23 protein-coding genes and 6 tRNA genes are annotated in these 22,951 nt (G+C 71.8%); 9 read left to right on the top strand and 20 right to left on the bottom strand.

The genetic code is table 11. The annotated features are described in order from the left end of the window. Positions 1-9: 9 nt before the first annotated feature. The 7 genes from ABZ454_RS18895 to ABZ454_RS18865 form a co-directional block, all read right to left on the bottom strand. Complete coding sequence (locus ABZ454_RS18895; protein ID WP_359539295.1) at positions 10-2,757, bottom strand: Tat pathway signal sequence domain protein; 2,748 nt, start codon at positions 2,755-2,757, stop codon at positions 10-12. A gap of 91 nt (positions 2,758-2,848) precedes the next feature. Next, on the bottom strand, positions 2,849-3,430 hold the full coding sequence (locus ABZ454_RS18890; RefSeq protein ID WP_359539293.1) for a hypothetical protein: 582 nt from the start codon (positions 3,428-3,430) through the stop codon (positions 2,849-2,851). Positions 3,431-3,437: 7 nt separating this feature from the next. Beyond that, positions 3,438-4,319 (bottom strand): carbohydrate ABC transporter permease, encoded by an 882-nt coding sequence (locus tag ABZ454_RS18885; RefSeq protein ID WP_356317246.1) that lies wholly within the window; start codon positions 4,317-4,319, stop codon positions 3,438-3,440. Then, a complete protein-coding gene (locus ABZ454_RS18880; protein WP_359539414.1) occupies positions 4,316-5,248 on the bottom strand; it encodes a sugar ABC transporter permease in 933 nt (310 codons plus the stop codon). Before ABZ454_RS18880 ends, ABZ454_RS18885 begins: the two co-directional genes overlap by 4 nt. A gap of 70 nt (positions 5,249-5,318) precedes the next feature. Continuing rightward, on the bottom strand, positions 5,319-6,602 hold the full coding sequence (locus tag ABZ454_RS18875; RefSeq protein ID WP_356317248.1) for an extracellular solute-binding protein: 1,284 nt from the start codon (positions 6,600-6,602) through the stop codon (positions 5,319-5,321). Positions 6,603-6,778: 176 nt separating this feature from the next. After that, positions 6,779-6,850 (bottom strand) — tRNA-Val (locus ABZ454_RS18870). Between the two features lie 54 nt (positions 6,851-6,904). Next, positions 6,905-7,393, bottom strand: a complete 489-nt coding sequence (locus ABZ454_RS18865) for a TIGR02611 family protein (RefSeq protein WP_356317250.1) — start codon at positions 7,391-7,393, stop codon at positions 6,905-6,907. Positions 7,394-7,583: 190 nt separating this feature from the next. Here ABZ454_RS18865 and ABZ454_RS18860 point away from each other — a divergent pair, with 190 nt between their 5' ends. Together ABZ454_RS18860 and ABZ454_RS18855 are read left to right on the top strand one after the other, a co-directional pair. Continuing rightward, entirely contained in the window at positions 7,584-7,997 is a 414-nt protein-coding gene (locus ABZ454_RS18860; protein ID WP_003987206.1) for an SsgA family sporulation/cell division regulator, read from the top strand. Positions 7,998-8,346: 349 nt separating this feature from the next. Further along, entirely contained in the window at positions 8,347-8,922 is a 576-nt protein-coding gene (locus ABZ454_RS18855) for a CGNR zinc finger domain-containing protein (protein WP_359539290.1), read from the top strand. A 4-nt stretch (positions 8,923-8,926) separates the two neighbouring features. Here ABZ454_RS18855 and ABZ454_RS18850 read toward each other — a convergent pair whose 3' ends face one another. The 4 genes from ABZ454_RS18850 to ABZ454_RS18835 all read right to left on the bottom strand — a co-directional run bounded on the left by ABZ454_RS18850 (position 8,927) and on the right by ABZ454_RS18835 (position 12,030). Continuing rightward, positions 8,927-9,082 carry a hypothetical protein gene (locus ABZ454_RS18850; RefSeq protein WP_356317255.1) on the bottom strand — a complete coding sequence of 52 codons (156 nt, stop codon included), beginning with the start codon at positions 9,080-9,082 and terminating at the stop codon, positions 8,927-8,929. Between the two features lie 179 nt (positions 9,083-9,261). After that, positions 9,262-10,233, bottom strand: a complete 972-nt coding sequence (locus ABZ454_RS18845) for an acetylxylan esterase (RefSeq protein WP_359539288.1) — start codon at positions 10,231-10,233, stop codon at positions 9,262-9,264. Positions 10,234-10,308: 75 nt separating this feature from the next. Next, on the bottom strand, positions 10,309-11,328 hold the full coding sequence (locus ABZ454_RS18840) for a LacI family DNA-binding transcriptional regulator (protein ID WP_356317259.1): 1,020 nt from the start codon (positions 11,326-11,328) through the stop codon (positions 10,309-10,311). A gap of 246 nt (positions 11,329-11,574) precedes the next feature. After that, positions 11,575-12,030, bottom strand: coding sequence for a hypothetical protein (locus ABZ454_RS18835; protein ID WP_359539287.1), 456 nt, complete (start codon positions 12,028-12,030; stop codon positions 11,575-11,577). A gap of 220 nt (positions 12,031-12,250) precedes the next feature. Here ABZ454_RS18835 and ABZ454_RS18830 point away from each other — a divergent pair, with 220 nt between their 5' ends. After that, the gene (locus ABZ454_RS18830) at positions 12,251-12,766 is read left to right on the top strand and encodes a DsbA family protein (protein ID WP_359539284.1); all 516 of its coding nucleotides are present in this window, start codon (positions 12,251-12,253) and stop codon (positions 12,764-12,766) included. Positions 12,767-13,068: 302 nt separating this feature from the next. Here ABZ454_RS18830 and ABZ454_RS18825 read toward each other — a convergent pair whose 3' ends face one another. The 3 genes from ABZ454_RS18825 to ABZ454_RS18815 all read right to left on the bottom strand — a co-directional run bounded on the left by ABZ454_RS18825 (position 13,069) and on the right by ABZ454_RS18815 (position 15,877). Further along, complete coding sequence (locus ABZ454_RS18825) at positions 13,069-13,911, bottom strand: GNAT family N-acetyltransferase (protein ID WP_359539282.1); 843 nt, start codon at positions 13,909-13,911, stop codon at positions 13,069-13,071. Positions 13,912-14,021: 110 nt separating this feature from the next. Then, complete coding sequence (locus ABZ454_RS18820) at positions 14,022-14,843, bottom strand: aminodeoxychorismate lyase (protein WP_359539279.1); 822 nt, start codon at positions 14,841-14,843, stop codon at positions 14,022-14,024. After that, a complete protein-coding gene (locus tag ABZ454_RS18815; protein ID WP_359539412.1) occupies positions 14,840-15,877 on the bottom strand; it encodes a chorismate-binding protein in 1,038 nt (345 codons plus the stop codon). Before ABZ454_RS18815 ends, ABZ454_RS18820 begins: the two co-directional genes overlap by 4 nt. A gap of 163 nt (positions 15,878-16,040) precedes the next feature. Here ABZ454_RS18815 and ABZ454_RS18810 point away from each other — a divergent pair. The 5 genes from ABZ454_RS18810 (at position 16,041) to ABZ454_RS18790 (ending at position 16,483) form a co-directional block, all read left to right on the top strand. Beyond that, a tRNA-Gly gene (locus ABZ454_RS18810) sits at positions 16,041-16,113 on the top strand. A 37-nt stretch (positions 16,114-16,150) separates the two neighbouring features. After that, a tRNA-Cys gene (locus ABZ454_RS18805) sits at positions 16,151-16,224 on the top strand. A 1-nt stretch (position 16,225) separates the two neighbouring features. Beyond that, positions 16,226-16,297 (top strand) — tRNA-Val (locus tag ABZ454_RS18800). A 19-nt stretch (positions 16,298-16,316) separates the two neighbouring features. Then, positions 16,317-16,388, top strand: a tRNA-Val gene (locus ABZ454_RS18795). A 23-nt stretch (positions 16,389-16,411) separates the two neighbouring features. Beyond that, positions 16,412-16,483: transfer RNA gene (locus tag ABZ454_RS18790), tRNA-Val, on the top strand. 105 nt (positions 16,484-16,588) lie between these two features. Here the strand turns inward: ABZ454_RS18790 and ABZ454_RS18785 are convergent. From ABZ454_RS18785 to ABZ454_RS18770, 4 genes are all read right to left on the bottom strand, one after another. Continuing rightward, positions 16,589-16,873, bottom strand: a complete 285-nt coding sequence (locus ABZ454_RS18785) for a zf-TFIIB domain-containing protein (protein WP_356317269.1) — start codon at positions 16,871-16,873, stop codon at positions 16,589-16,591. A 68-nt stretch (positions 16,874-16,941) separates the two neighbouring features. Beyond that, positions 16,942-17,949 carry an aminoglycoside phosphotransferase family protein gene (locus ABZ454_RS18780; RefSeq protein ID WP_359539277.1) on the bottom strand — a complete coding sequence of 336 codons (1,008 nt, stop codon included), beginning with the start codon at positions 17,947-17,949 and terminating at the stop codon, positions 16,942-16,944. Positions 17,950-18,354: 405 nt separating this feature from the next. Continuing rightward, entirely contained in the window at positions 18,355-18,564 is a 210-nt protein-coding gene (locus tag ABZ454_RS18775) for a hypothetical protein (RefSeq protein WP_359539275.1), read from the bottom strand. Between the two features lie 185 nt (positions 18,565-18,749). Then, positions 18,750-19,010 carry a hypothetical protein gene (locus ABZ454_RS18770; RefSeq protein WP_356317275.1) on the bottom strand — a complete coding sequence of 87 codons (261 nt, stop codon included), beginning with the start codon at positions 19,008-19,010 and terminating at the stop codon, positions 18,750-18,752. 205 nt (positions 19,011-19,215) lie between these two features. Between ABZ454_RS18770 and ABZ454_RS18765 the strand changes: the two genes are divergently transcribed. Then, on the top strand, positions 19,216-20,499 hold the full coding sequence (locus ABZ454_RS18765) for a protein kinase (RefSeq protein WP_359539273.1): 1,284 nt from the start codon (positions 19,216-19,218) through the stop codon (positions 20,497-20,499). Positions 20,500-20,737: 238 nt separating this feature from the next. Here the strand turns inward: ABZ454_RS18765 and ABZ454_RS18760 are convergent, their stop codons facing one another. Both ABZ454_RS18760 and cobA read right to left on the bottom strand, forming a co-directional pair. Further along, positions 20,738-21,556 (bottom strand): RNA methyltransferase, encoded by an 819-nt coding sequence (locus tag ABZ454_RS18760; protein WP_359539271.1) that lies wholly within the window; start codon positions 21,554-21,556, stop codon positions 20,738-20,740. Positions 21,557-21,619: 63 nt separating this feature from the next. Further along, positions 21,620-22,873 carry a uroporphyrinogen-III C-methyltransferase gene (gene cobA / locus ABZ454_RS18755; RefSeq protein ID WP_359539269.1) on the bottom strand — a complete coding sequence of 418 codons (1,254 nt, stop codon included), beginning with the start codon at positions 22,871-22,873 and terminating at the stop codon, positions 21,620-21,622. Positions 22,874-22,951: the final 78 nt, after the last annotated feature.

Here is a 22,951-nt window from a genome sequence, read left to right as displayed (position 1 = left end):
TCACGGGCCTCAGGCCGGCATGTGGTCTCCGACGAGGGCGAGGTTCTCGATGGCGGCGAGTCCGTACAGCGCGGTGTCGTTGGTGTAGACCCAGTTGGCCTCGCTGCCCGGGACGGTGGTGACCGGGCCGCTCACCTTCTCGGTCTTCCAGGGGACGGATTCCTTGTAGCCGTCGCTGTTGTAGAACTTCTCCCAGGCACGGGCGGCGAGCTTCTCGTCGCCCGTCTGCACGGCGGCGTAGGCGTCCATCCGGGAGTGGCCCTGGAAGAGGAGCAGGCTGCCGAAGTCGGAGCCGTAGCGGGCGGCCTGTTCGGCCTTGGTGGCGTTGAAGTAGCGGCAGTAGTCGAGGTACGCCTCCTTGAACTCCGGCATGTCGACCAGGCCGATGAGTTCGGCGCACAGTTCGTTGAGGCCGAAGACACCGGAGAGGTGGGAGACGCTGACGACGGGTTCGGCGGCGACGGCGAACTTCCCGGTGTCCAGGTCGTACAGGCCGCTTCCCTGGACGAATCCGTTGGGCTGGGCGGCGATGGTCTCCATCGTGCCGAGCACCCGGGCCTTGGCCTTCTCGGCCTGCGGTCCGCCGCGCTCCCATTCGGTGAGCCAGGCGGAGACGAGTCCGCTCCAGTCGGTGCCGAAGCCGACGGACAGGGCGTGCCGGTCCGGGGTGTAGGGCTCGGTGCGGATCTTGCGCAGCGGGTCGAGGCCGAGGAAGGTCTCGTCGGAGTCGACGTTGGCGCGCATCAGGTCGCCGACGCGTTCGTCCGCGGTGAGGAAGTAGTAGAAGCGCCGGTAGGTGGTGTTGGCGATGCGCTGCTGCTTGGCGCTGTCCGCGAAGTGCTGGACGCCGTGGCGGGTGCCGAGGCCGGCCCAGTCGCCGAGGTGGTAGACGTCGACCTCGCCGGTGTGGCGGGTCATGGCCTCGGCGAAGCGGAAGATGTCGGCGCGGCCGGAGCGCAGGTAGGCGTACCAGAGCCACAGGTCGGGTGAGAGTTCGGAGTTGTCCCAGGCGTAGCCCCCTACGTCGTAGCGCCACTGGTGCCGGGCGGGGTCGTAGGAGTGCATGATGTCGCCGTAGTCCCAGAAGCCGTACCAGCGGCGCATCTCGACCTGGTCCTTGTAGTACGTGAACAGGAAGTCCAGGTGGTCCTCGATCTTCGCCTTGGCCGGGGTGGAGCGGTCGACCGGGGAGAAGAGGCCGCCGAAGACGCCCGCCCCGATGAGCTGGGACGGCGGGGCCACGAGCTGCGGGAGGGTGCGCACGGTGCGGGCCTGCTGGGCGAGGGCCTCGGCGCTGGGGGTGGAGTCGTTGGCCCAGAAGACGAGTTCGCTGGTGCGGGCGATGCCGTACGGGGTGCCGAAGCCGGGCTCGTAGTCCTCGTAGGTGATGTTGAGGCCTTCGAGCTGTTCGGGATAGGTGTCCTGGCCGAGACCGTCGTGGTAGAAGCGCAGGTCCATCGGTTCCGCTTCCGGCGACCAGAGCCAGAGGGTGACCTCGGCCGCGTCGGTGTCGGCGCCGCGGATGTCGAGCTGGGCGGGGAACTTCTCCCAGAAGTCGCGCAGCCCGAAGGAGAGTCCGCCGCTCGCGCCGCCCACGTAACCGAAGCCGGAGGCGCGCCGTCCGCCGCCGGCGGCGATCCAGCCGTGGCCCTTCTTGGTGCGCTTGCGCAGCGAGAAGCCGTCGGCGGAGAGCTGGCTGAGGGTGTAGTCACCCCAGGTGGGGATGAGCGGGAGCCGGGTGGTGACGCGCTGGTCCCAGGTGGCCGGGTCGGGCAGTTTCGTGCCCTCGAACTGGGCGGCCTGGACGGCGGCTCCGGGGTCGCGGCGCAGCCCGGTGATGCCCTTGACCGCTTCCCGGAGCATGCCGGTCTCGTCGCCGCCGATCCGGATGTGCCGGTCGTAGGCCTCGTCGCGCAGGGGGACGGTGAAGCGGACGCCGAGGCCGCGGATGAAGTCGCCGCTCGCCTTGCCGGGTTCCTGGGTGCCGTCGAAGGTGATGGTGTGCATCATGCGGAACGAATCGGCGCCCGCGTAGAAGTAGAGCCGGACGGAGAACGGCAGCCAGGAGCGGTTGCCGTGGCGGTGCTTGCCGTCGATGCGGACGACGGCGCGGACGGGGCCGCTCTGTTCGACCTCGGTCCTGGAGATGGCGCTCTCGAAGCGTTCGTACTTCTGCTGTCCCTGGTCGCCGTCCTCGATCTCGCCCTGGCGGATCAGGACGAGGCGGCCGTCCTTGGCGATCTCGGTGGAGCCGCGGGTGAGGGAGGCGATGAGCGAGGAGCCGGTCTTGCCGATCTTCGCGGTGACGACCCCGGTGGAGACGGTGATCGAGCCGCCGCTGTTCTTGACGGTGACCTTGTGGGCGGCGGTGGCGGGTGCACCGGTGGTGAGGGTGAACTTCTTGGCGCCGCCGGCTTCGGGGCCGACCGCGTGGGCGGTCCACTTCAGGGAGCCGTCGGGCCATGTGGCGGTGGCCCAGGTCTGGACGGGGACGTCCTTGCCGTCGGCGGTGGCGAGGGCGAACTTCTGGTCGGCGGGGAAGCGGCCCTTGGCCCACGGGACGCCGAAGGTGGAGCCGGGTGCCGCGCCGAGGCCGGTCTCCTCCAGCCAGCCGATCTCGACGGGCCCTTCGTCGGCCGCCTTCCCGGTGGCGGCGGTGGCCTGCTGGGCGGTGTCGCTCAGCACCCAGGAAAAGGGGGTGGCCGCGCCGGCGACTGCGGCTGCCTTGAGGACGGTGCGGCGGGGGATCGGGGACATCACGACTCCAGTTCGTGGCGAGAATGGGCATGACTGATCGCACGCTGACGCGTGGTGGGGAGATGGTGCGGTAGGGCGTCCGGCGGCCGGGTCAGCGGCGGTCGGCGGCGACGGCCGCCGCGGCCAGACAGCCGAGAGCGGGCGCGGCCAGGGGTGGGATCTGCCAGGAGGCGAGGGCCAGGGCGACGAATCCGCCGACGAGGAGCAGTGATCCGGCGGGGTCGGTCAGGGTCCGGCGGCCGGCGGCCCGCGCCGTTGCCGTCCAGGGCGTGCCGGGCCGCCAGGCGGCAGCCGTACGCAGCCCCCAGACGGCGACGGCCGGAAGTCCGAGCAGGCTCACGACGAGGAGCGGGCGGCCGCCCGGCAGCAGGCCGGACCGGGCGACCTGCCAGTCGAAGGCCAGCAGGGCCAGCGCCGCCCACCACAGCAGGGAGACCCGCCAGCCGGTGCGGAACGCCTCCCGTACGTCGGCGGCGAACTCCCGCACCCCGCCCGCCTCACCGGCCAGGTACCGGCGCAGGTGCCGGCTCCCCGCGGCGAAGGCCGCGGGGAGCGTGACCAGGGGCAGGGCGGCGACGGTGATCCACACGCCGGTGAGCAGGCATTCGGAGAAGACGCTGAATCGCTCCCGGACGAAGGAGGTCCTCGGTACGGTGCCGGATTTCGTCGCCACGGGGTGCTCAGCCCTTCAGGCCGGAGGTGGCCATGCCGTCGATGAGGTAGCGCTGGAAGGCCAGGAAGAAGGCCAGGACCGGCAGCAGCGCCACCAGTGACATCGCGATCATGCCGCCGTAGTCGGCGACGGCGTCCTGGTCGATGAACATCCGCAGCCCCATCGACACGGTGTACTTGTCCGGCTCGTTGAGGTACAGCAGGGGGCCCATGAAGTCGTTCCAGGCCTGGATGAAGGTGAAGATGGCGCTGGTGATGAGCGCGGGCCGGCACAGCGGCATCACGACCGACCAGTAGATGCGCAGGTGCCCGCAGCCGTCGAGCCGGGCCGCCTCGTCGAGTTCCTTGGGCAGTCCGCGCATGAACTGGACCATGAGGAAGACGAAGAAGGCGTCGGTGGCGAGGTACTTGCCGATCAGCAGCGGAGTGAAGGTGTTGATCAGCTCCAGCTTCTGGAACATCACGTACTGCGGGATGATCAGTACGTGGTACGGGAGCAGCAGCGTCCCGATCATGACGGCGAACATGATGTTGCGCCCGGCGAAGCGGACCTTGGTGAAGGCGTACGCCGTGAGCGAGCAGGAGGCTACGACTCCGATGACCGAACCGACCGAGATGTAGGCCGAGTTCAAGAAGAACTTCCAGATCGGGATGTCGGCGATGCCGTCGGCGAGCCGCCGGTAGTTGTCGGTGATCGGGTCGGTCGGAAAGAGGTTCAGCGCGCCGACGATGTCCTCGCTCGGCTTGAACGAGGCCCCGATCGTCCACACCACCGGGTAGAGGACCACCACGAGCAGGGCGAGCGCGCCGATGTGCCAGGCGAGGGAGCCGGGGAGCCGGCGTCGTACGGGTGGGGCGGTGGCGGTGGCGGTGGTGTCCATCGGGGTCATCGGCCCCCCTCCTCGTAGTGCACCCAGCGCTTCTGGGACCAGAACAGCACGGCGGTGACCAGGCCCACGGCGACGAGCAGCAGCCATGCCATGGCGGAGGCGAAGCCCATCCGGCTGTTCGCGAAGCCCTGGTCGTACAGGTAACAGGTGTAGACGAGCGTCGCGTCGGCGGGGCCGCAGCTGCCGTTGCTGACGATGTAGGCCGAGCCGAAGATCTGGAAGGAGTGGATGGTCTCCAGCAGGACGTTGAAGAACAGCACCGGCGAGATCATCGGCAGGGTGATGCTCCAGAACCTGCGCCAGGGGCCGGCCCCGTCCATCGCCGCCGCCTCGTACAACTCCCTGGGGACCTGCTTGAGGCCCGCCAGGAAGATGACCATCGGGGCGCCGAACTGCCAGACCGTGAGGGCCACCAGCGCGTAGATGATCATCTGCGGGTCGCCGATCCAGCCGCCCGCGTCGATGCCGAACAGCTGCTGTCCCCGGTCGACGACGGCGTCGTCGGAGAACAGGGCCCGCCAGACGATGGCGGCCGAGACGCTCGCGCCGATCAGGGAGGGGGCGTAGAACGCCGCCCGGTAGAAGGACTGCCCCCAGCGCTTCTGGGCCAGCAGCATCGCCACGGCGAGCGCGGCGGCCAGCTTGACCGGGGTACCGATTACCACGTACCAGGAGGTCACCTTGACCGACTGGCGCCAGCGGGGGTCGGCGAACATGTCGGTGAAGTTCTGCAGGCCCACCCACTTGGGGGCGTCGAACAGGTTGTAGTCGGTGAACGCGAGGTACAGCGAGAACACCATGGGTCCGGCGATCAGGAACAGGAAGCCCGCGATCCAGGGCGACATGAAGAGATAGCCGGTCAGATTCTCGCGGTGGCCCCGCGGTTGCGGTGCGGGGCGGGTCTTGCGTCCCGGGCCGCTCCGCTCCACGGCGGCGAGGTCCTTGCCGAGGACCGGGCCGCTCGTGGAGGTCTGGATGTGAGTCACCGCGTCGTTCCTCTCAGTTGGAGGCGAGGGCGGTCTTCGCCTCGGAGAAGAACTGCTTGACGGAGTCCTCCGGCGAGGCCTTGCCCAGGGACATGTCACCCGCGATGCGCAGGAACGCCGCCTCGACGACGTCGGCGCCGGCCGGGTGCGGGGTGATGGGCTCCAGCACGCCCGCCTCGGCGATCTCGCTCTCGTACGCGCCGATCGCCTTGCTCGGGGCGTCGGTGGGCTGGAAGGCCTCGAACTGGGCGGTGGTGGCGGGGACTCCGCGGTCGTAGCCCATGATGCGCGCGACCGCGGGATCGTGGGTCATGAAGCTGATGAAGGTGGCGACCTCGGCGGGGTGCTTGGTGCGGGCCGTGCCGCTCAGCATCAGCGAGCCGAGGTACTGACCGGTCTTCTTGCCGTCGGTGGTCGGGACGGGCGCCAGGCTGTAGCTGCTCTTGCCCTCCGCGCTGTAGCGGACGGAGAAGTTGTCCCAGGTGAACTCGCCGGCGGAGAGGCCCTTGGCGAGCGCGGAGGCCGGCTTGATCTGCTCGACCTTCTTCTGGTCGGCGTAGAGGCCCGCCTTGACGCGTGCCAGCGCCTCGGTCCAGTACGGCAGCAGCTCGTTCTCGCCGAAGCCCATGCCCTCCTCGGTGAAGAACGCCTTGCCGTTCTGGCGGAGGATCAGGTCGTACAGGTACATGACGCCGTGCGGACCGGAGTCGCCGGCTATGCCCTGACCGGACTTGATCTTCCGCAGACCCGCGTACCAGTCGTCCCAGGTCCAGCCGAGACCGTGGTCGACGCCGGCCTTCTCGAAGACCTTCTCGTCGATGACCAGGGCCATCGAGTTGCTGCCGACCGGGACGCCGAGCAGCTTGCCGTCGATCTCGGCGAACTTCTCCAGACCCGCCCGGAACCCCTCCAGCTTCAGGTTGCCCTTCTTCGCCTGCGGGTTGAGGTCGAGCAGGACGTGCTTCGCCTCGTACTTGCGCAGGAAGGTGACCGCGTTCTGGATGACGTCCGGCGGGTTGCCGCCCGCCGCCTGGGTGTTGAACTTCTTCCAGAAGTCCCCGTACTGCTGGAAGTCCGTCTTCACCTTGATCTTCGGGTGCTTCTTCTCGAAGAGCGCGACGCACTCCTGGACCTTCTTCGCCCGGTCGTCGGCGCCCCACCAGGCATGCCGGATGGTGACCGGCCCGTTCGAGCCGCCGCCCGAGCCGCAGCCGGCCGCGGTCAGCCCGAGACCGGCAGCCGAGAAGCCCGCGAGCTTCAGCATCTGCCGCCGGTCCATGCCTTGGTTCCGAGACATAGTTCGCCCCTACGCTTGATTGAATCGTTTTAGAAAGCGCTTGCCGGGTCAAAGTAGGGAGCGGCAACGGTGACGTCAATGGCTGGGACGAAAATCGATTGAAGCGCTTCAACGGAAGAGCCGGAAACGCCGACGGCCCGGAAGCTTCGAGAAGCTTCCGGGCCGTCGGTCCGGGGTGGGCGATACTGGGTTCGAACCAGTGACCTCTTCGGTGTGAACGAAGCGCTCTCCCACTGAGCTAATCGCCCGGGCGCACACCGAACATTACCCCATGTCAGCGGCGCCCCCGGACCATCACCGGGTCACTCGTCGATCTTCCACGGCATGACGATCCCGAACTTCCACACGTAGATCCCCACCAGCACCCCGATGATCACGAGCCCGATCACCGTGAGGGCGATGTTGCGCCGCCGCACCTTGGGATCGAGCGCGCGCTGGGCGGCCTCGGTGACCTTCCGGCGCGTCCAGCGCAGCACCAGCTGGGCCCAGACGAACTCGGTCGCCCAGATCGCCATGCCGCCGAAGATCACCAGCCATCCCGGGCCCGGCAGCGGCAGCATGACGATGCCCGCCGCCACCACGGCCAGTCCGACCACGAACACGCCGACCTGCCAGCTCAGGTGCAGCGCCCTGGAAGCCTTGATGAACCCGGGCGCCCTGGAACCGAGCTCCCGGTCCTCCTTCGTCACACCCTCCGTGACGTCCCCCGTCCCGCTCGCGCGCACTTCCCCCGTCGCGGGTTCCGGATCCGCCGGTGCGGCTCCGCCCCGCTCGTCACTCTCCGCATTCATGGAGCCCAACCTACCGGAACGTTCCTCGTCACCGGAATGGCCGCATAACCCAAAGTTACACACCGCTGTACGAGCTACCTGAAGGATCGCAAAACGGTCAGAGGGGTTTACAACGCCACCGTAGGTGGCATGTCGATTTCGCCGACGTGCGAATCCCCGAGCGCACACTGAGCGAAAGGCCCTGGCGCTTATGAACACCACGGTCAGCTGCGAGCTGCACCTGCGCCTCGTTGTGTCGAGCGAGTCCTCACTGCCTGTACCCGCGGGCCTGCGGTATGACACGGCCGATCCGTATGCCGTGCACGCCACCTTCCACACCGGAGCGGAGGAGACGGTCGAGTGGGTTTTCGCCCGCGACCTCCTTGCCGAGGGGCTTCACCGGCCCACCGGCACCGGAGACGTCCGCGTCTGGCCATCCCGTAGTCACGGCCAGGGCGTCGTCTGTATCGCACTGAGCTCCCCAGAGGGCGAAGCCCTGCTGGAGGCCCCCGCACGGGCCCTGGAGTCGTTCCTGAAGAGGACCGACGCCGCGGTTCCGCCGGGGACCGAGCATCGTCACTTCGATCTCGATACGGAGCTCTCACACATCCTGGCCGAGAACTGAGCCAGGCCGAGAGCTGCACGGCGCCGTCGACTCGGGGAGACGGCGCCGCGCGGACAACCTCATAGGGCTGACACCGGCGCCGTCTCCACGGAAACCACCGTGGGGACGGCGCCGGTCCGCTCTCCCCCGCGCCTCCGGCCTGGCATCGCGCCCGCTACGAGGCCCTGAGGGGCCCAGGCGCCCGGGGGGACCTCCCGCGCCGCCTCATGGCCTTCATGGCCGCCAGGCGCGCCTCAGGGGCCCCCAGGGCCCCAGGAGCCCCTCGCGCCCCGGCACGTACGGGCCGAGCCAGTAGAGTCAGCCGGCATCGGCGGGCGTCCCGTCCCGCAGGAGGCCAGGGAGCGGAAGCGTGCTGATCCCCCACGACACCCGGATCGCCCTCGAAACGGTGGTCGATCTGGTGAACACCGTGCCGGAGAGCGAACAGCCCGAGGGCGGCTCACCCGCCGACGGGCTCGCCGACATCGAGGCGCTGCACGCGTTCGCCGTACGCCACCGCGTGAGCGGCGTGCACGAGCTCGGCGAGAAGGACCTGCGAGCCGTCCACGACGTCCGGGCACGGTTCGCCGACGTCTTCGCGGCGGCCGACGTCCAGGTCGCCGCCTCGCTCGTCAACGCGCTGGTGGCCGCCGCGGGCACCACGCCGCAGCTCAGCGACCACGACGGCTACGACTGGCACGTGCACTACTTCGCACCGGACGCCTCGCTCGCCGACCACCTGGCAGCCGACTGCGGCATGGCCCTGGCGTTCATGATCGTGGCGGGCGAGACGGAGCGGCTGAGGCGCTGCGAGGCGCCGGACTGCCGGCACGCGTTCGTCGACCTGTCGCGCAACCGTTCACGCCGCTACTGTTCCAGCCGCACCTGCGGTAACCGCTTGCACGTCGCCGCGTACCGGGCGCGCCGCAGGGAGGCGGCCGGCTGACGGCTCACAGCATGAAGAGATCGTGCAACGCGGCCATCAGCAGCAGGCCGCCGATCACCGTGAGGAAGATCATCAAGGGGGGCTGGGAAAGCGCGAAGAGGCAGCCACGCGGCTCTTCGGCAGGGGGTGCGGGGGCATCGCCCCGGGAGGTGTCCGCCATCTCGGGACGATCATGACGCAGACCGGCACCCGTTGGCGATCAACGCACCTTTTCGTGACCGGAGTTCACTCCTCGCAGGGTGGGCCGAATCGCTCCCGCGTCCGATCGCCCATCACGCTTTCGGAACTCCGCTCCCCACACCCCGGTCCCGCGTCCGGCAGCCCGGGCCCCGCCCCCGGTCAGCCCAGGTCGCGCAGCATGCGCAGCTGCGCGGCCCGGTGGGCCGAGGTGCCGCCCTCGTGGCCGTTCCAGGGGTAGACCTCGATCTCCTTGGGGCCTGCCCAGTTGTTGTAGGCGGCGAAGACCGTGGACGGCGGGCAGATGGGGTCCATCAGGGCCACCGAGTACAGCGCCGGCATGTCCGCCCGGGCGGCGAAGCTGATGCCGTCGAAGTACGACAGGGTGCGGAAGACCTGGTCGGCGTGGCCGTGCTGGGTGGCCAGGAAGCGCACGATCTCCTGGTACGGGTCCTTGTCGGTGATCTCGACGGCCCGCCGGTAGTGCGTCAGGAACGGTACGTCGACGAGCGCGGCCTTGACGTGGGGGCTGAGCCCGGCGACCGCCTGGGCGATGCCGCCGCCCTGGCTGCCGCCGTGCACGACGATCCGGTCGGGGTCCACGGCCGGGTGGGCGCGGGCCACCTCGACGGCGCGCACCGCGTCGGTGAACACCCGGCGGTAGTAGTACGCGTCGGGGTCGAGGATGCCGCGGGTCATGAAGCCCGGCGACTGCGGGTTCGCACCGCCGTACGGGTCGGCGGTGGAGCCCGCCGAGTGACCGTTGACGGCACCCTGGCCCCGGGTGTCGACGACCAGGGTGGCCCAGCCGGCGGCGGGCCAGACCAGGTGGTCGTGGGGCAGTCCGCGTCCGCCGCCGTAGCCGAGGTAGTGGACGACGGTGGGCAGCGGGCCCCCGGCCCCGGCGGGCACGTTCAGCCAGGCGCGTATGCGGTGGCCGCCCCAGCCGCCGAAGGACACGTCATGGACGTCGACGTTGCTCAACGCGGCGTCGTACGGAGTGAATTCGGCGTCCAGAGGGTGCGCACTGGCCTCGTCGAGGGTGCGGCGCCAGAAGGCGTCGAAGTCATCGGGTTCGCCGGACTCCGGCCGGTAGGTGCGGAGTTCACTCAGGGGCAGGTCGAAAAGGGACACGACATCTCCATATCGGGCTGCGTAAAGGAAGGGAAGGGCGGACGGCGGTCGGAGAGAGGAGCCGGACGCCGGGGCTCAGCGGGGCGTGGAGCTCGATGCGCGCACGACGAGTTCGGGCTGGAGCACCACGCTGCGGTGCTCGTGGGTGCCGCCCTCGTCGTCCGCCTCCTCCAGCAGGAGTTCGGCGGCCATCCGGCCCATCACGACCGCGGGCTGGCGGACCGAGGTGAGCGGTACGGCGGCCGCGGCGGCGAATTCGATGTCGTCGTACCCGACGATGGCGATGTCCTGCGGCACCCGCACCCCCGCCGCGTACAGGGCCTGGAGGACGCCCAGGGCGAGCAGGTCGTTCGCGCAGAACACGGCCGTGGGGCGCGGGACGAGCCCGAGCAGCCGAGCCCCGGCGTCCCTTCCCGCCGCCACGTCGAGGCGGTCGGAGGGAATCTCGACGAGCGACTCGGGCGGCAGCCCGGCCTGGGCGAGGGCGGACAGCGCGCCCTCGCGGCGGTCCCTTATCTGGTGCAGGTCGCCGGGTCCGCTGACGTACGCCACCGAGCGGTGCCCGGCCGAGACCAGGTGGCCGACGGCCAGGGCGCCGCCCCGCACGTCGTCGACGGAGACGGCGCAGGTGCCCGTGCCCGACGCGACCCGGTCGACCAGGACGTAGGGGATCCGGTGGCGGCTGAAGGAGTCGAGGTTGCGGCCGGTGGCGTCGGCCGGGGTGACCAGCACGCCGCACACCCGCTGCTCCGCGAAGAGGCCGAGGTATTCGGCTTCCTCGGCGGGACTCTGGCCGCTGTTGCAGACCATGACGCCGAGGCCCGCCTGACGGGCGGCGCGCTCGGCGCCGCGGGCCACGTCGACGAAGAAGGGGTTGCCCATGTCCAGGACGAGGAGCGCCATGATCCGGCTGCGGCCGGCCCTGAGCTGGCGGGCCGACTCGCTGCGGACGTATCCGAGCTCCTCGATGGCGGCCAGCACCCGGGCCCGGGTCTCGGGCAGCACGGCCTCCGGGCGGTTGATCACGTTGGACACCGTGCCCACCGAGACACCGGCCTGCCGGGCCACGTCCTTGATGCCTGCCACACGCGCCACTTGTCCTGCCCCACTGGTGCCCTCGGCCGCACTCGACAAGCGGCGTCACCCCATCGTACGGAGGGGGTGAATGAATTGTTTCAATCCGCTCGGGACGCTAGCCCGCTCGTCGGGAGCCGTCAAGGATCATGCCTGAATCGATTCATGCACGCGGGCGTGCCGACGTCACGGAGAGGGGCCGCGCGGCGTCACCGAAGAGGGGCCGGGAGGCGTCACCGGAGAGGGGCCGGCAGGACGAGCCCGCCGTCAGATGCCGTGCTTCTTCAGGATGGCCTCGATGTCGCCGAAGTCGTCGCCCGATCCGTTGGCCGCGGCCTGCTTCTTCGGCTTCTGCCGGGGCTCGGCAGCCGGTGCGCCCGCCCCCAGCGAGGGGGCTGCGGCGCCGGGCGCCACCGCGCCGCTCCGCGCGGCCCGGGCCGCCGCCTTGCGCTCCTTGCGGGTGGCCCCGCCGCGACGTTCGATCGCACGGGTGATCATGAACAGCAGCCAGGCCACACCCAGCACCCCGAAGCCGAGCCAGACACTGGGCTTGAAGGCGATGTCCGACACCCACTCGACGACGCCGGTCAGCACGAGGCCGATCGGGACCAGGGAGTAGGCGGCGATCCTGGTCGCCGTGAGGAACCGCTTCCGGTAGGCGGTGACGGCGGCGATGCCCAGGCCCGCGGCGGACACCGCGGAACAAATGGTCTCGGCAAGCATCGGTGCCTCCAGGCGCAGGGGAAACGTCCCTTCCATCCTGCACCGACGACCGGGCGGGCGGCCATGCCGCGAGCCCACCTCAGGGACATTTCAGGGCCGGGATCCTCCCCAGGTGCCGCACGACCCGCACGCGGGCCCAGGACGCGGCCGCCGACGCCCGCTCGTCCGCTCGTCCGCTGCCGCCCGTGGCGGCCAGGGTGTGGCCTGGGAGACTGGTCCCATGAGCGATTCCACCCCTGCGGCACCGGTCGTCCTCGACGTCTGGTGCGAGCTCCAGTGCCCCGACTGCCACCACGCCCTCACCGATGTGCACGCCCTGCGCGCCCGCTACGGCGACCGGATCGAGATCCGGCTCCGGCACTTCCCGCTGGAGAAGCACCGGCACGCCTACGCCGCGGCGCAGGCCGCTGAGGAGGCCGCGGCACAGGGCAAGGACTGGCCGTACATCGAGGCGGTGCTCGCCCGCACCGCCGACCTCGCCCGCGCCGGCGAGCCGCTGCTGGTCGAGGTGGCGGGGGAACTGGGCCTGGACGCGGAGGAGTTCGACACCGCCCTGATCGACGGCCGGCACATGCTGATCGTCGACGCCGACCAGGCCGAGGGCAAGGCGATCGGGGTCACCGGCACGCCGACGTACGTGATCGGTGACGAGCGGCTGGACGGCGGCAAGAGCCAGGAAGGGCTGCGCGAGCGCATCGAGGCCATCGCCGACCGGCTGCTCGCCGAGCAGGACTGAGGACGGGGAGCGGGCTGCGGGCCCCACGCCGGACCGGACGGGGCGCGGAGGGCCGAAGCGGCCGGGACGGCTTGTTCGAGAAGGGCTGGAGCGACCCGGGCGGCCGGCTCAGGGCAGGGGGCCGGGCGGCCGGCTGCCCAAGACGGGCTGGAGCGGCCGGGCAGCCCGCGGGTCGCCGCCGCCCGCTCCGCGGCCGGTCCCGCTTCCGCTGCCCGGCCCCGGCCCCGAACCGCTCCTCGCCGCGGGACGGCGGGACGGAGCGGCGGGCGGGAGCGGGGAGCCAGGCAGCGGGTCGGAGCGGGTCAGAGTGGTTTGGCCAGGTTGTACTGGGTCGGCTCGTAGCCGAGCGACTCGTACAGCCGGAGCGCGGGCGTGTTCGCCGTGACGACGTGCAGGCCCAGCCGCTCGTCGCCCGCCGCGAGCGCGAGGCGTTCGGCCTGGAGCATCAGCGCCCGGCCGTACCCCCGTCCCCGGAAGCGTTCGGCCACCTCGACGTCGAAGACGTAGCCGACCCTCAGGCCGGGGTGCATCTCGAACCGCGCCACCCAGAGGAACCCGGCCTTCTCGCCGTCCTCCTCGTGGATGAGGTGGTACAGGTACGCGCCCTCGGTGGCGAGGCCCTGCGGCAGGTGTGTGGCGTGCGAGGCGCGGGCCGCCTCCAGCGCCGACTCCCGCGGCATGCCGCGCGTCACCAGGCTCTCCGCGTACCCGGCGATCGCGCCGTCCTCCCAGGCCGTGAACTCCTCGGGCGTCATCGGTCGTGCGGTCAGTCCGCCGGGCAGTGCCGGGGGCTCGGCGGGCAGTCGCTTGACCATGTTCCGGCTGCGTTCGGTGTAGCCGAGTGCGGTGGTCAGCCGTCGCCCCGCGATGTCGTCGGCGGCGACATCCGTCCGCACCTGGGTGCAGCCCCAGCCCCGGAGCACCTCCTCGGCCGCCAGCGCGGCGATGGTGCCGCGGCCGCGCCGCCGTACCCGCTCGTCGATCCGCAGGGACCGCAGCACTCCCGTCCCACCGTCCGACCCGGGCTCCGTGGCGATCTCGACGGAGCCGACGGGCCGCCCGTTGTCGCACACGTCGTAGGCGCGGCTCTGTGCGCCGTCGGCGCCTGGCTGGATCGGCCCGGAGGGCCGCAGTGTCGTGGTCATCAGAGGTTTCTATCCCCTGCGCGCGGGCCCGTCATCCGCTTTTGCGGGGCGGCCCGTACGGCCGGTCCGCGTCCGTCGCGCGGCCGCCCGCCCGGGCGCGGCCGCCGTGCTCACGGGTCCAGGTCGTCGCCGGCCCGCTCGTCGAAGACGCGCATGGCCTTGGCGGTCACCGGCCCCGGCCCGCCCGGCAGCTCCCGGCCGTCGACCCGGTGAACGGCCTGGATGTCACGGAGCGTGGAGGTCAGGAAGATCTCCTCGGCCCGGTCCAGGACGTCGAACGGCAGGTCCGTCTCCTGCGCCCCGGTCCATTCCACCGCCAGGGCCCGGGTGATCCCGGCCAGGCAGCCGGAGGCGACGGGCGGCGTGTGCAGTTGCCCGTCGAGGACGACGAAGACGTTGGAGCCGGTGCCTTCGCAGAGCCGGCCGACGGTGTTGGCGAACAGTGCCTCGGAGGCGCCCTGCTCATGGGCGCGGGCGAGGGCGACGACGTTCTCCGCGTACGAGGTGGTCTTGAGCCCGGTGACCGCGCCGCGTTCGTTGCGCGTCCAGGGAACGGTGATGACCGCCGTGGTGTCCGGGCGGCGCTGCACCTCGCCGAGGGCGACGACCAGTCCGGGCCCGGCGGTGCCGCGGTCGGAGCCGAGCGGCGAGATCCCCCCGGTGTAGGTGATGCGGAGCCTGCCGAGCGCGGCCGGGTTGGCCTCGATGACGGCGGCGCAGGCCCGGCGCACCTCGTCCAGGTCGGGCGCGGGAACGCCGAGGCCCACCGCGGAGCGGGTCAGCCGGTCGAGGTGGCGGGTGAGTGCGAAGGGCCTGCCGTCGGCGGTCCTCACCGTCTCGAAGACGCCGTCTCCGACGGTCAGCCCGTGGTCGAGCACGGACACCCGGGCGTCGTCGGCGGCCCGCAGCCCTCCGTTGACCCAGATCTTCATGGCGCGGTCCTTCCGGTTGCTTCGTATGCGCCCGACGCTACAGCCAGCAGCCTGGCCGCCTTCAGTTCGGTCTCGTCCCATTCGCGTTCCGGATCCGAGCCCCAGGTGATGCCCGCACCGGTGCCGAACCGCAGGACCGGGACCGCGCCGGTGCGGTCGGTCCAGAAGGTGCGGATGCCCACGGCGAGCGAGGCGGTGGCCCGGTCGGCGTCCACCCAGCCGATGCCGCCGCAGTACGGCCCGCGCGGGGCGGTCTCCAGTTCTCCGATGATCCGCAGGGCGCTGGACTTGGGCGCCCCGGTCACCGAACCCGGTGGAAAGGCCGCGGCGAGCAGCTCGGGCCAGCCCGCGCCGTCGGCGAGGCGTCCGCGCACGGTGGAGACGAGGTGGACGAGGCCCGGGTGCTTCTCGACGACGCACAGACCGGGGACCGTGACCGATCCGGTGGCACAGACCCGGCCCAGGTCGTTGCGGACCAGGTCGACGATCATCACGTTCTCGGCGTGGTCCTTCTCCAGCAGATCGGCCTCGGTGCGGCCGGTGCCCTTGATCGGTCCGGACTCGACCGCACGCCCCTCCCTGCGCAGGAACAGCTCCGGCGAGGCGGTCGCGATCTCGACGCCGTGACCCGGCAGGCGAATCGTTCCCGCGTACGGGGCGGGGTTGCCGCGCGCGAGCAGGGCGGTGAGGGCGTCCACGTCCGCCGCGGCCGGATCGGGCAGCGGCGCCGTCATCACGCGGCAGAGGTTGGCCTGGTAGACCTCGCCCGTCGCGATGTACGCGCGGATGCGGCGTACGCCCTCGATGTACGCGGCCCGGTCCAGGGAGGAGGCCCAGGCGTCGGCGGCGGGGCCGCGCCAGGCGCCGCGCACCGGTGCGGGGACGGCCTCGGTGCGCACGGTGGCGAAGCGGGCGCAGACGAGCCGGCCCTCGAAATCGGCGGACACGGCCCAGAAGCCGGACGAGTCGAGGGCCGCGGGATCACTGGTCACGTCCCGCAGACCGGAGGCGACGAGGCCGCCGAAGCGGGCCATGGGAGCAAGGTCGTGCACGCCGGTGAGTCTAGGACCGCGCGCGGTGACCTGCGCCGGGGCGAGCGCGCCTCAGCACGCTGCACAAACGCGTTTTTGTACTGGCCCCGGAATCCGCTAGAGTTCAACACGTCGCCGGGACGCGCAAGTGAACCGGAACCGACAAGCGGACGTAGCTCAGTTGGTAGAGCGCAACCTTGCCAAGGTTGAGGTCGCCAGTTCGAACCTGGTCGTCCGCTCGCAGAAGGTGGGGGATCTTCCCGAACCCTCACCCCTGGTGGAGTGGCCGAGAGGCGAGGCAACGGCCTGCAAAGCCGTCTACACGGGTTCAAATCCCGTCTCCACCTCCAAGGACGATTAGCTCAGCGGGAGAGCACTTCCCTGACACGGAAGGGGTCACTGGTTCAATCCCAGTATCGTCCACAGGTCCGCGAGGACCCCCGCGCGATTAGCTCAGCGGGAGAGCGCTTCCCTGACACGGAAGAGGTCACTGGTTCAATCCCAGTATCGCGCACGCAGTACACGCAGGGTCACCCTGCGCGATTAGCTCAGCGGGAGAGCGCTTCCCTGACACGGAAGAGGTCACTGGTTCAATCCCAGTATCGCGCACCGTCCGAAGCCCCGGTCGTCTCGACGACCGGGGCTTCGTCGTTCCCGCACGTGCCCGCGCCGCGGCCCGGACGTGTTCCGTCCGGACCGCGGCGCCGGGACGGGTCAGGAAGAGAAGAGCATCCGGCCGAAGCTCTTCTGCCGGTAGTGGCCCTGGTGGTGTCCGCCGTGGTGCTGCGGCGCGCCCCAGGCGGGCGCCGGGGCTGCCGGGTAGGCCTGCGGGGCGGGCGGCGCCGGCGGAGCCTGCTGCGTCCACTGCGCCTCCACACGGGTCAGGGACTCCAGCTCGCCGTAGTCCAGGAATATCCCCCGGCAGCCGCTGCACTGCTCGATCTGAATGCCGTTGCGGTTGTACGTGTGCATCTGTGCGTGGCACTTGGGACACTGCATCTTCGGGCTCACTCCTCGCCGTCGGTTAGCCGCCGCCGGAATGCATGCCCGGTGGCGGTCGGTTCACCCTACGACGAGTGTTCGGCGGTCAACTCGGGCGGGAGAGCGGCAATTCGGGCACAGGCGTCGAGCATCACCTGTTCCACCTCATCCGGAGCCCGGTGCTCCGTCGCGGACTTGGCGAGTGCCAGGGCCGCCGTCTGTACGGTCAGGGCGCGGGCGGCGAGGTCCAACTCGGGCCACGGGTCGCCGTCCGCGCGTACCGCGGGGCCGCCCGCGGTCCGGTAGGCGGCCAGGAAGCGGAGCCAGACCTCGGGGGGCAGCAGCCCTGCCGCGTACCAGGCGGCGGGCCGCGCGAGGTCCCAGGAGGGGTCGCCCCATCCCGCGTCGTCGACGTCGATCAGCAGCCACGGGCCGCCCGGCGCGGGGCTCCGGACGAGCTGGCCCAGGTGCAGGTCCCCGTGGCAGAGGGCGTTGGCCCGGTCCGCGGGAGCGGGCGCCTCGTCCCGCGCCCAGGGCGGCAGCCCGCGCCAGGCCGCGAGCACGGGAGCCGTGGCCGGGTCGCCGGGCCTGGCCGCGCGCATCCGGGACACGGCGAGCGCGGCCTTCGCCGGGCCCCTCATGGCGGGGAGCGCCTCCGGCCCGCCCGGTGCGGGCCGGACACGGTGGAGGCGGGCCAGCAGGACGGCTGCCTCCTCCCACGGCGCCGCGTCCGGGTCGCCCGGGTCCACCGGTTCCCCGTACGGCCACAGGCTGACCGGACGGCCGTGCAGTTCGGTGAGGTACGGCGAGGCGGCGCCGTCCCCCGCGGGTACCGCAGCGGTCCGTGCGGGGAGCGGGGCGAGCAGGATGCCGGCCGGACCGGGGCCGGCGGTCAGGCCGAGGCGTACGGCGAGGGCGGCGGTGTCCGTGCCGGCGGCGTGGGCCTTGGCGACGACGGGGCCGCAGCGGACGACGGTGCCGTCCGCCCGGTCCGCGAGGACGGCCGGCGCCGGGCAGCCGCACCGGGGCCCGGGAAGGGCGTGGGCCGCCGCGTGGGCGAGGGCGCCCAGCGCACGAACGACTGCGGTGGTCATGGACTCCCCCGGTGGCACAGGATCGGCGGGCCCGGCCGGCACCGCACCCGCCGCAGAGCGTACGCGGGGCACGGGAGCGGGGCGCCCGGCACCGGGCCTTCGACCGGAGCTCCGGACGACGCGGCGCCGGCCCGTACCCCACATGCCGGCGAGTGCACGCGGATCGCGCCGGCGGCCGACGCACCACGCACGGATCGCGGCTCCCGGCCGGGGCGTCCCGCCGGCGCGGCGCGCGGAACGACGACGCGCCTGTCGCGCTCCGGGCCGCCCGGACCCGGACAGCGCGATGTCCGGTCAGCTCCCCAGCTGACCGGACAAACGCTGCCGCCCGCCGCACCCCCGTCCCCACGGGGTTGTTGGCCGGATGTCCCGGTCCGGACCGCTCTTCCGGACCCGGGGCGCCGCTCAGCGCCCCAGCATCACGCCCACGGACGACGCCTGTGTGACCACTGCCTCCCAGCCGCCGAAGACGACTGCGAGCAGGGCCGCCAGAGGAAGAACCATGGCCGTCGCCACCAGCGGGTGGCGCTTGCCGGACGACGGGCGGCTGCCGAACGGGGCAAAGGCCTTGCGTCCCTGCGTGCGGACCATCGTCCGCGCTGCCGTGTCCGCCATGGTTCCTCTCCTGACCTGTTGTGGAGCGGCGGGCGTCTGACCTCGGGGGACGAGTGCGACCCCCGCCGCTTGACTTCAACATTAGGCATCCGGGAGGCGGGCGGCGTCATGCCCGCGTACCGAATGCCGGGCCTCCCGGAGGATGAGCCGTGGGTAGTCGGCGTACTCCCCTGGGTGGAGACGGACTACCCGGCGTTGGGGTCATCCCGGAGGGGACGCTCGGAGGCGTCCTCCCTGGGTACCGGTTGTTCGACCAGGGCGAGCACCCTGGTCGCCATGAAGCGGGCGGTGCGCACCACGGAGCCGTTCCTCGTGACTTCACTCACTTCGACGACACCTCGGCGGACCGCGGTCTCCACCCTGCGCCCGGCCCTGGAGGCCACCATTTCGTAGGTTCGCGTCGTGTCTCCGGCGTCCACGACTATCTCGACTCGATCGCCCTTCATTGATCCAATCCCCCTTCTGCGACGGACCTTTGAGATCTCGCACGGGCCGGGGCGCCTGGATCCGCGGCTCCCTGACCACTCCTCAAGTTTCCCACCCGGCACTGACAATCGATTGTCCGGCGAGGGCGCGGCCTCTGAGCGCCCCGGGCGGCGGGTACGTAAGCTGTGCCTCGTCAGGCGGACCAGGCAGCGGGGATGGGCAGACATGGCGATGATGCGGCTCCGGCGCGAGGACCCGCGTGTCGTCGGCTCGTTCAGGCTGCACCGGCGGCTCGGGGCGGGCGGCATGGGTGTCGTCTACCTCGGCTCGGACCGCCGTGGCCAGCGGGTGGCGCTGAAGGTGATCCGCCCCGACCTGGCGGAGGACCAGGAGTTCCGCTCGCGGTTCGCGCGCGAGGTGTCCGCCGCCCGGCGGATCCGCGGCGGCTGTACGGCACGGCTGGTCGCCGCCGACCTGGAGGCGGACCGCCCGTGGTTCGCGACGCAGTACGTTCCGGGGCCCTCGCTGCACGACAAGGTGGCCGAGGAGGGTCCGCTGTCGGCCGCCGAGGTGGCCTCGATCGGGGCCGCGCTGTCCGAAGGCCTGGTGGCGGTGCACGAGGCCGGTGTCGTCCACCGTGACCTGAAGCCGTCGAACATCCTCCTCTCCCCCAAGGGCCCGCGGATCATCGACTTCGGGATCGCCTGGGCGACCGGCGCGTCCACGCTCACGCACGTCGGCACGGCGGTGGGTTCGCCCGGTTTCCTCGCGCCCGAGCAGGTGCGGGGCGCCGCGGTGACGCCCGCTACGGACGTCTTCTCCCTGGGGGCGACGCTGGCGTACGCGGCCATGGCCGATTCGCCTTTCGGGCACGGCAGTTCCGAGGTGATGCTCTACCGCGTGGTGCACGAGGAGCCGCAGCTGTACGACGTGCACGACGCGCTCGCGCCGCTGGTGAGCGCGTGCCTCGCGAAGGACCCGGAGGAGCGGCCCAGCACCCTGCAACTGTCCATGCGGCTCAAGGAGATCGCGGCGCGGGAGGCGCAGGGCCTGCACGAGAGCCGGCCGCCCGCCCAGCGTTCGGCCCAGGAGGCGGACCGGCCGACGGGTCGTCTGGACGGCCCGTACACCGAGCAGCAGACCCGGCGGACGCCCGGCCCCCCTCCGCTGTCCCGGCCGCAGAGCCGGCAGACGGCCCCGTCGCGGCCGGCGTCGCCCCGCACCGGGGGCTCGCGCCCCGCGCAGCAGCAGCCGCGTGGTACGACGCGTTCGGGCAGGCGGTCCCAGGGCGCGGCCGGGACGAACGGCCGTCCGGGCACCCGGCCCGGCACACGTTCGACCTCGGCCGGGCGGCGCGGCCCCGCCAATCCGCGGCTGCTGCGGCAGCGCCTGGTGGTCTTCGTCGTGGTGACGCTGCTGGTCGCGCTGGGCATCGCGGCGGCTCAGGGGTGCCAGGGGCCGGCCCGTGGGCTCGGCGCGAACCAGACCCAGGGGCAGAGCGCGCAGTAGCCGCTCCGGAGAGCTGCCTGGTGCCGCGACGGGTGCCGTCTGCGCGACGGGGCGGACGTCGCCCGCCTCGGCACCAGTGCCGCGTCAGTCAAGGTTTGCCCGGTAGGAGCGGCGTCAGGTGCGTGCTCTCGGGGGGCCGGCCGGAAGTCCTCGTACGGGACGTACGTGGACTTTCGGCCGGTGCGGCGAGAGTGCGTGCAGGGCGTCGCGACGGGGCGAACCTTGGCTGCCCGCGGCACTAGCTCTCCGGGCGTCCGGTGGCGACCGCGTAGAAGGCGACGGCGGCCGCCGCGCCGACGTTGAGCGAGTCGACGCCGTGGGCCATCGGGATGCGCACCCATTCGTCGGCGGCGACGAGGGCCTGCGTGGACAGTCCGTCCCCCTCGGCCCCCAGCATCAGGGCCACCTGGCCCATCCGGTGGGGCGCGGCCTCCTCGATGCTGCTGGCCTTCTCGTCGGGCGTCAGCGCGAGCAGCTTGAAGCCCGCTTCCCGTACCGTCTCCAGGGCCTTGGGCCACGTGTCGAGGCGGGCGTAGGGCACGGAGAAGACGGCGCCCATCGACACCTTGACGGAGCGCCGGTAGAGCGGGTCCGCGCAGTCCGGGGAGAGGAGCACGGCGTCCATGCCGAGCGCGGCGGCGCTGCGGAAGATCGCGCCGATGTTCGTGTGGTCGTTGACGGCCTCCATGACGACCACGCGCCGCGTGGTGCGCAGCAGTTCGTCGGCCGTCGGCAGCGGCTTGCGCTGCATGGAGGCGAGGGCGCCGCGGTGCACGTGGTAGCCGGTGACGCGTTCGGCGAGCTCGGGGCTGACCGCGTACACGGGGGCGGGGACCTCGTCGATGACGTCGCGCATCAGGTCGACCCACTTCGCCGAGAGCAGCATGGAGCGCATCTCGTACCCCGCGTGCCTGGCCCGTCTGATCACCTTCTCCCCCTCGGCGATGAAGAGGCCCTCGGCGGGCTCTCGCCTGCGCCGGAGCTCGACGTCGGTCAGACCGGTGTAGTCGCTCAGGCGGGGGTCGTCGGGGTCGTCGACGGTGATGAGATCAGCCACAGGTTGATACTGCCTTGTCCGGTGTGTGGTGCCAACGGTCGGGAGAGGATCCGTTACCGATGGTTACAGTGCGGTGCCCGCGGCGGACGCCGGGCCGACCGCGACGACGTCGCCGATGACGATGACGGCGGGTGGGCGGACGTCCTCGGCCACGGCTCGCTCGGCGACCGTGGCGAGCGTCGCGTCGACGCGCCGCTGGGCGGCCGTGGTCCCTTCCTGGACCAGTGCGACCGGGGTCTCGGGTGACTTGCCGTGGGCGATGAGCGTACGGGCGATGGCGCCGATCTTGTCGACGGCCATCAGGAGCACGAGAGTGCCGCGCAGCCGGGCGAGGGCCGCCCAGTCGACCAGCGAGCGCGGGTCGTCGGGGGCCACGTGGCCGCTGACGACGGTGAACTCGTGGGCGACACCGCGGTGGGTGACGGGGATGCCGGCCGCGCCGGGGACCGAGATCGAGCTGGAGATGCCGGGCACGACGGTGCAGGGGATGCCTTCGGCGGCGAGCGCCTGGGCCTCCTCCATGCCACGCCCGAAGACGAACGGGTCGCCGCCCTTGAGCCGGACCACGGCCTTGCCCGCCTTGGCGTGCTCGATCAGCGCGTGGTTGATCGCCTCCTGCGCCATGTAGCGGCCGTACGGGATCTTGGCGGCGTCGATCACCTCGACGTGCGGCGGGAGTTCGTCGAGCAGGTCGCGCGGGCCGAGCCGGTCCGCGATGACGACGTCCGCCTCGGCGAGGAGACGGCGGCCGCGGACGGTGATCAGGTCGGGGTCGCCGGGGCCGCCTCCGACCAGGGCGACGCCGGGGGCCCGGGTGCGGTGGTGGGGTGCGGCGAGGGTGCCGTCGCGCAGGCCCTCGACGATGGCGTCGCGCACGGCGGCGCTGTGACGTGGGTCGCGGCCGTGCGCGTCGGTGGTGAGCACGGCGACCGTCACGCCCTCGCTGCGGCCGGTGGCCGGGGTCCAGGCGGTGGCGGCGTCCGCGTCGTCGCTGCGGACGCACCAGGTGCGGGTGCGCTCGGCCTCGGCGGACGCGGCGTCGTTGGCCGCCGTGTCGTCGGACGCGATGAGGGCGTACCAGGTGTCGGCCAGGTCGCCGTCGGCGTACGGGCGGCGCTCCCAGCGGACCTCGCCGGCGTCCGCCATCGCCTCGACGGACGGGGTGGCGGCGGGTGAGACGAGGACGATGTCGGCGCCGGCCGCGATGAGGGCGGGGAGGCGGCGCTGCGCGACCTGGCCGCCGCCGACGACGACTACGCGGCGCCCGCTCAGGCGCAGTCCGACGGGGTACGCGGGGTGATCGGCGTGCTCGGCCATGGCGGTGCGGGCTCCTCGTGCGATGCGGGGGCTGCGGCCGCTGCGGCGGTGGAGCGGCTGTGACGTGCGGGTTCCGGG

The organism is Streptomyces sp. NPDC005803 (genome assembly GCF_040630435.1).
Classification (GTDB): domain Bacteria; phylum Actinomycetota; class Actinomycetes; order Streptomycetales; family Streptomycetaceae; genus Streptomyces.
Note: the sequence above shows the minus strand (reverse complement) of the source record. Positions and strands in the feature narration are given on the sequence as shown.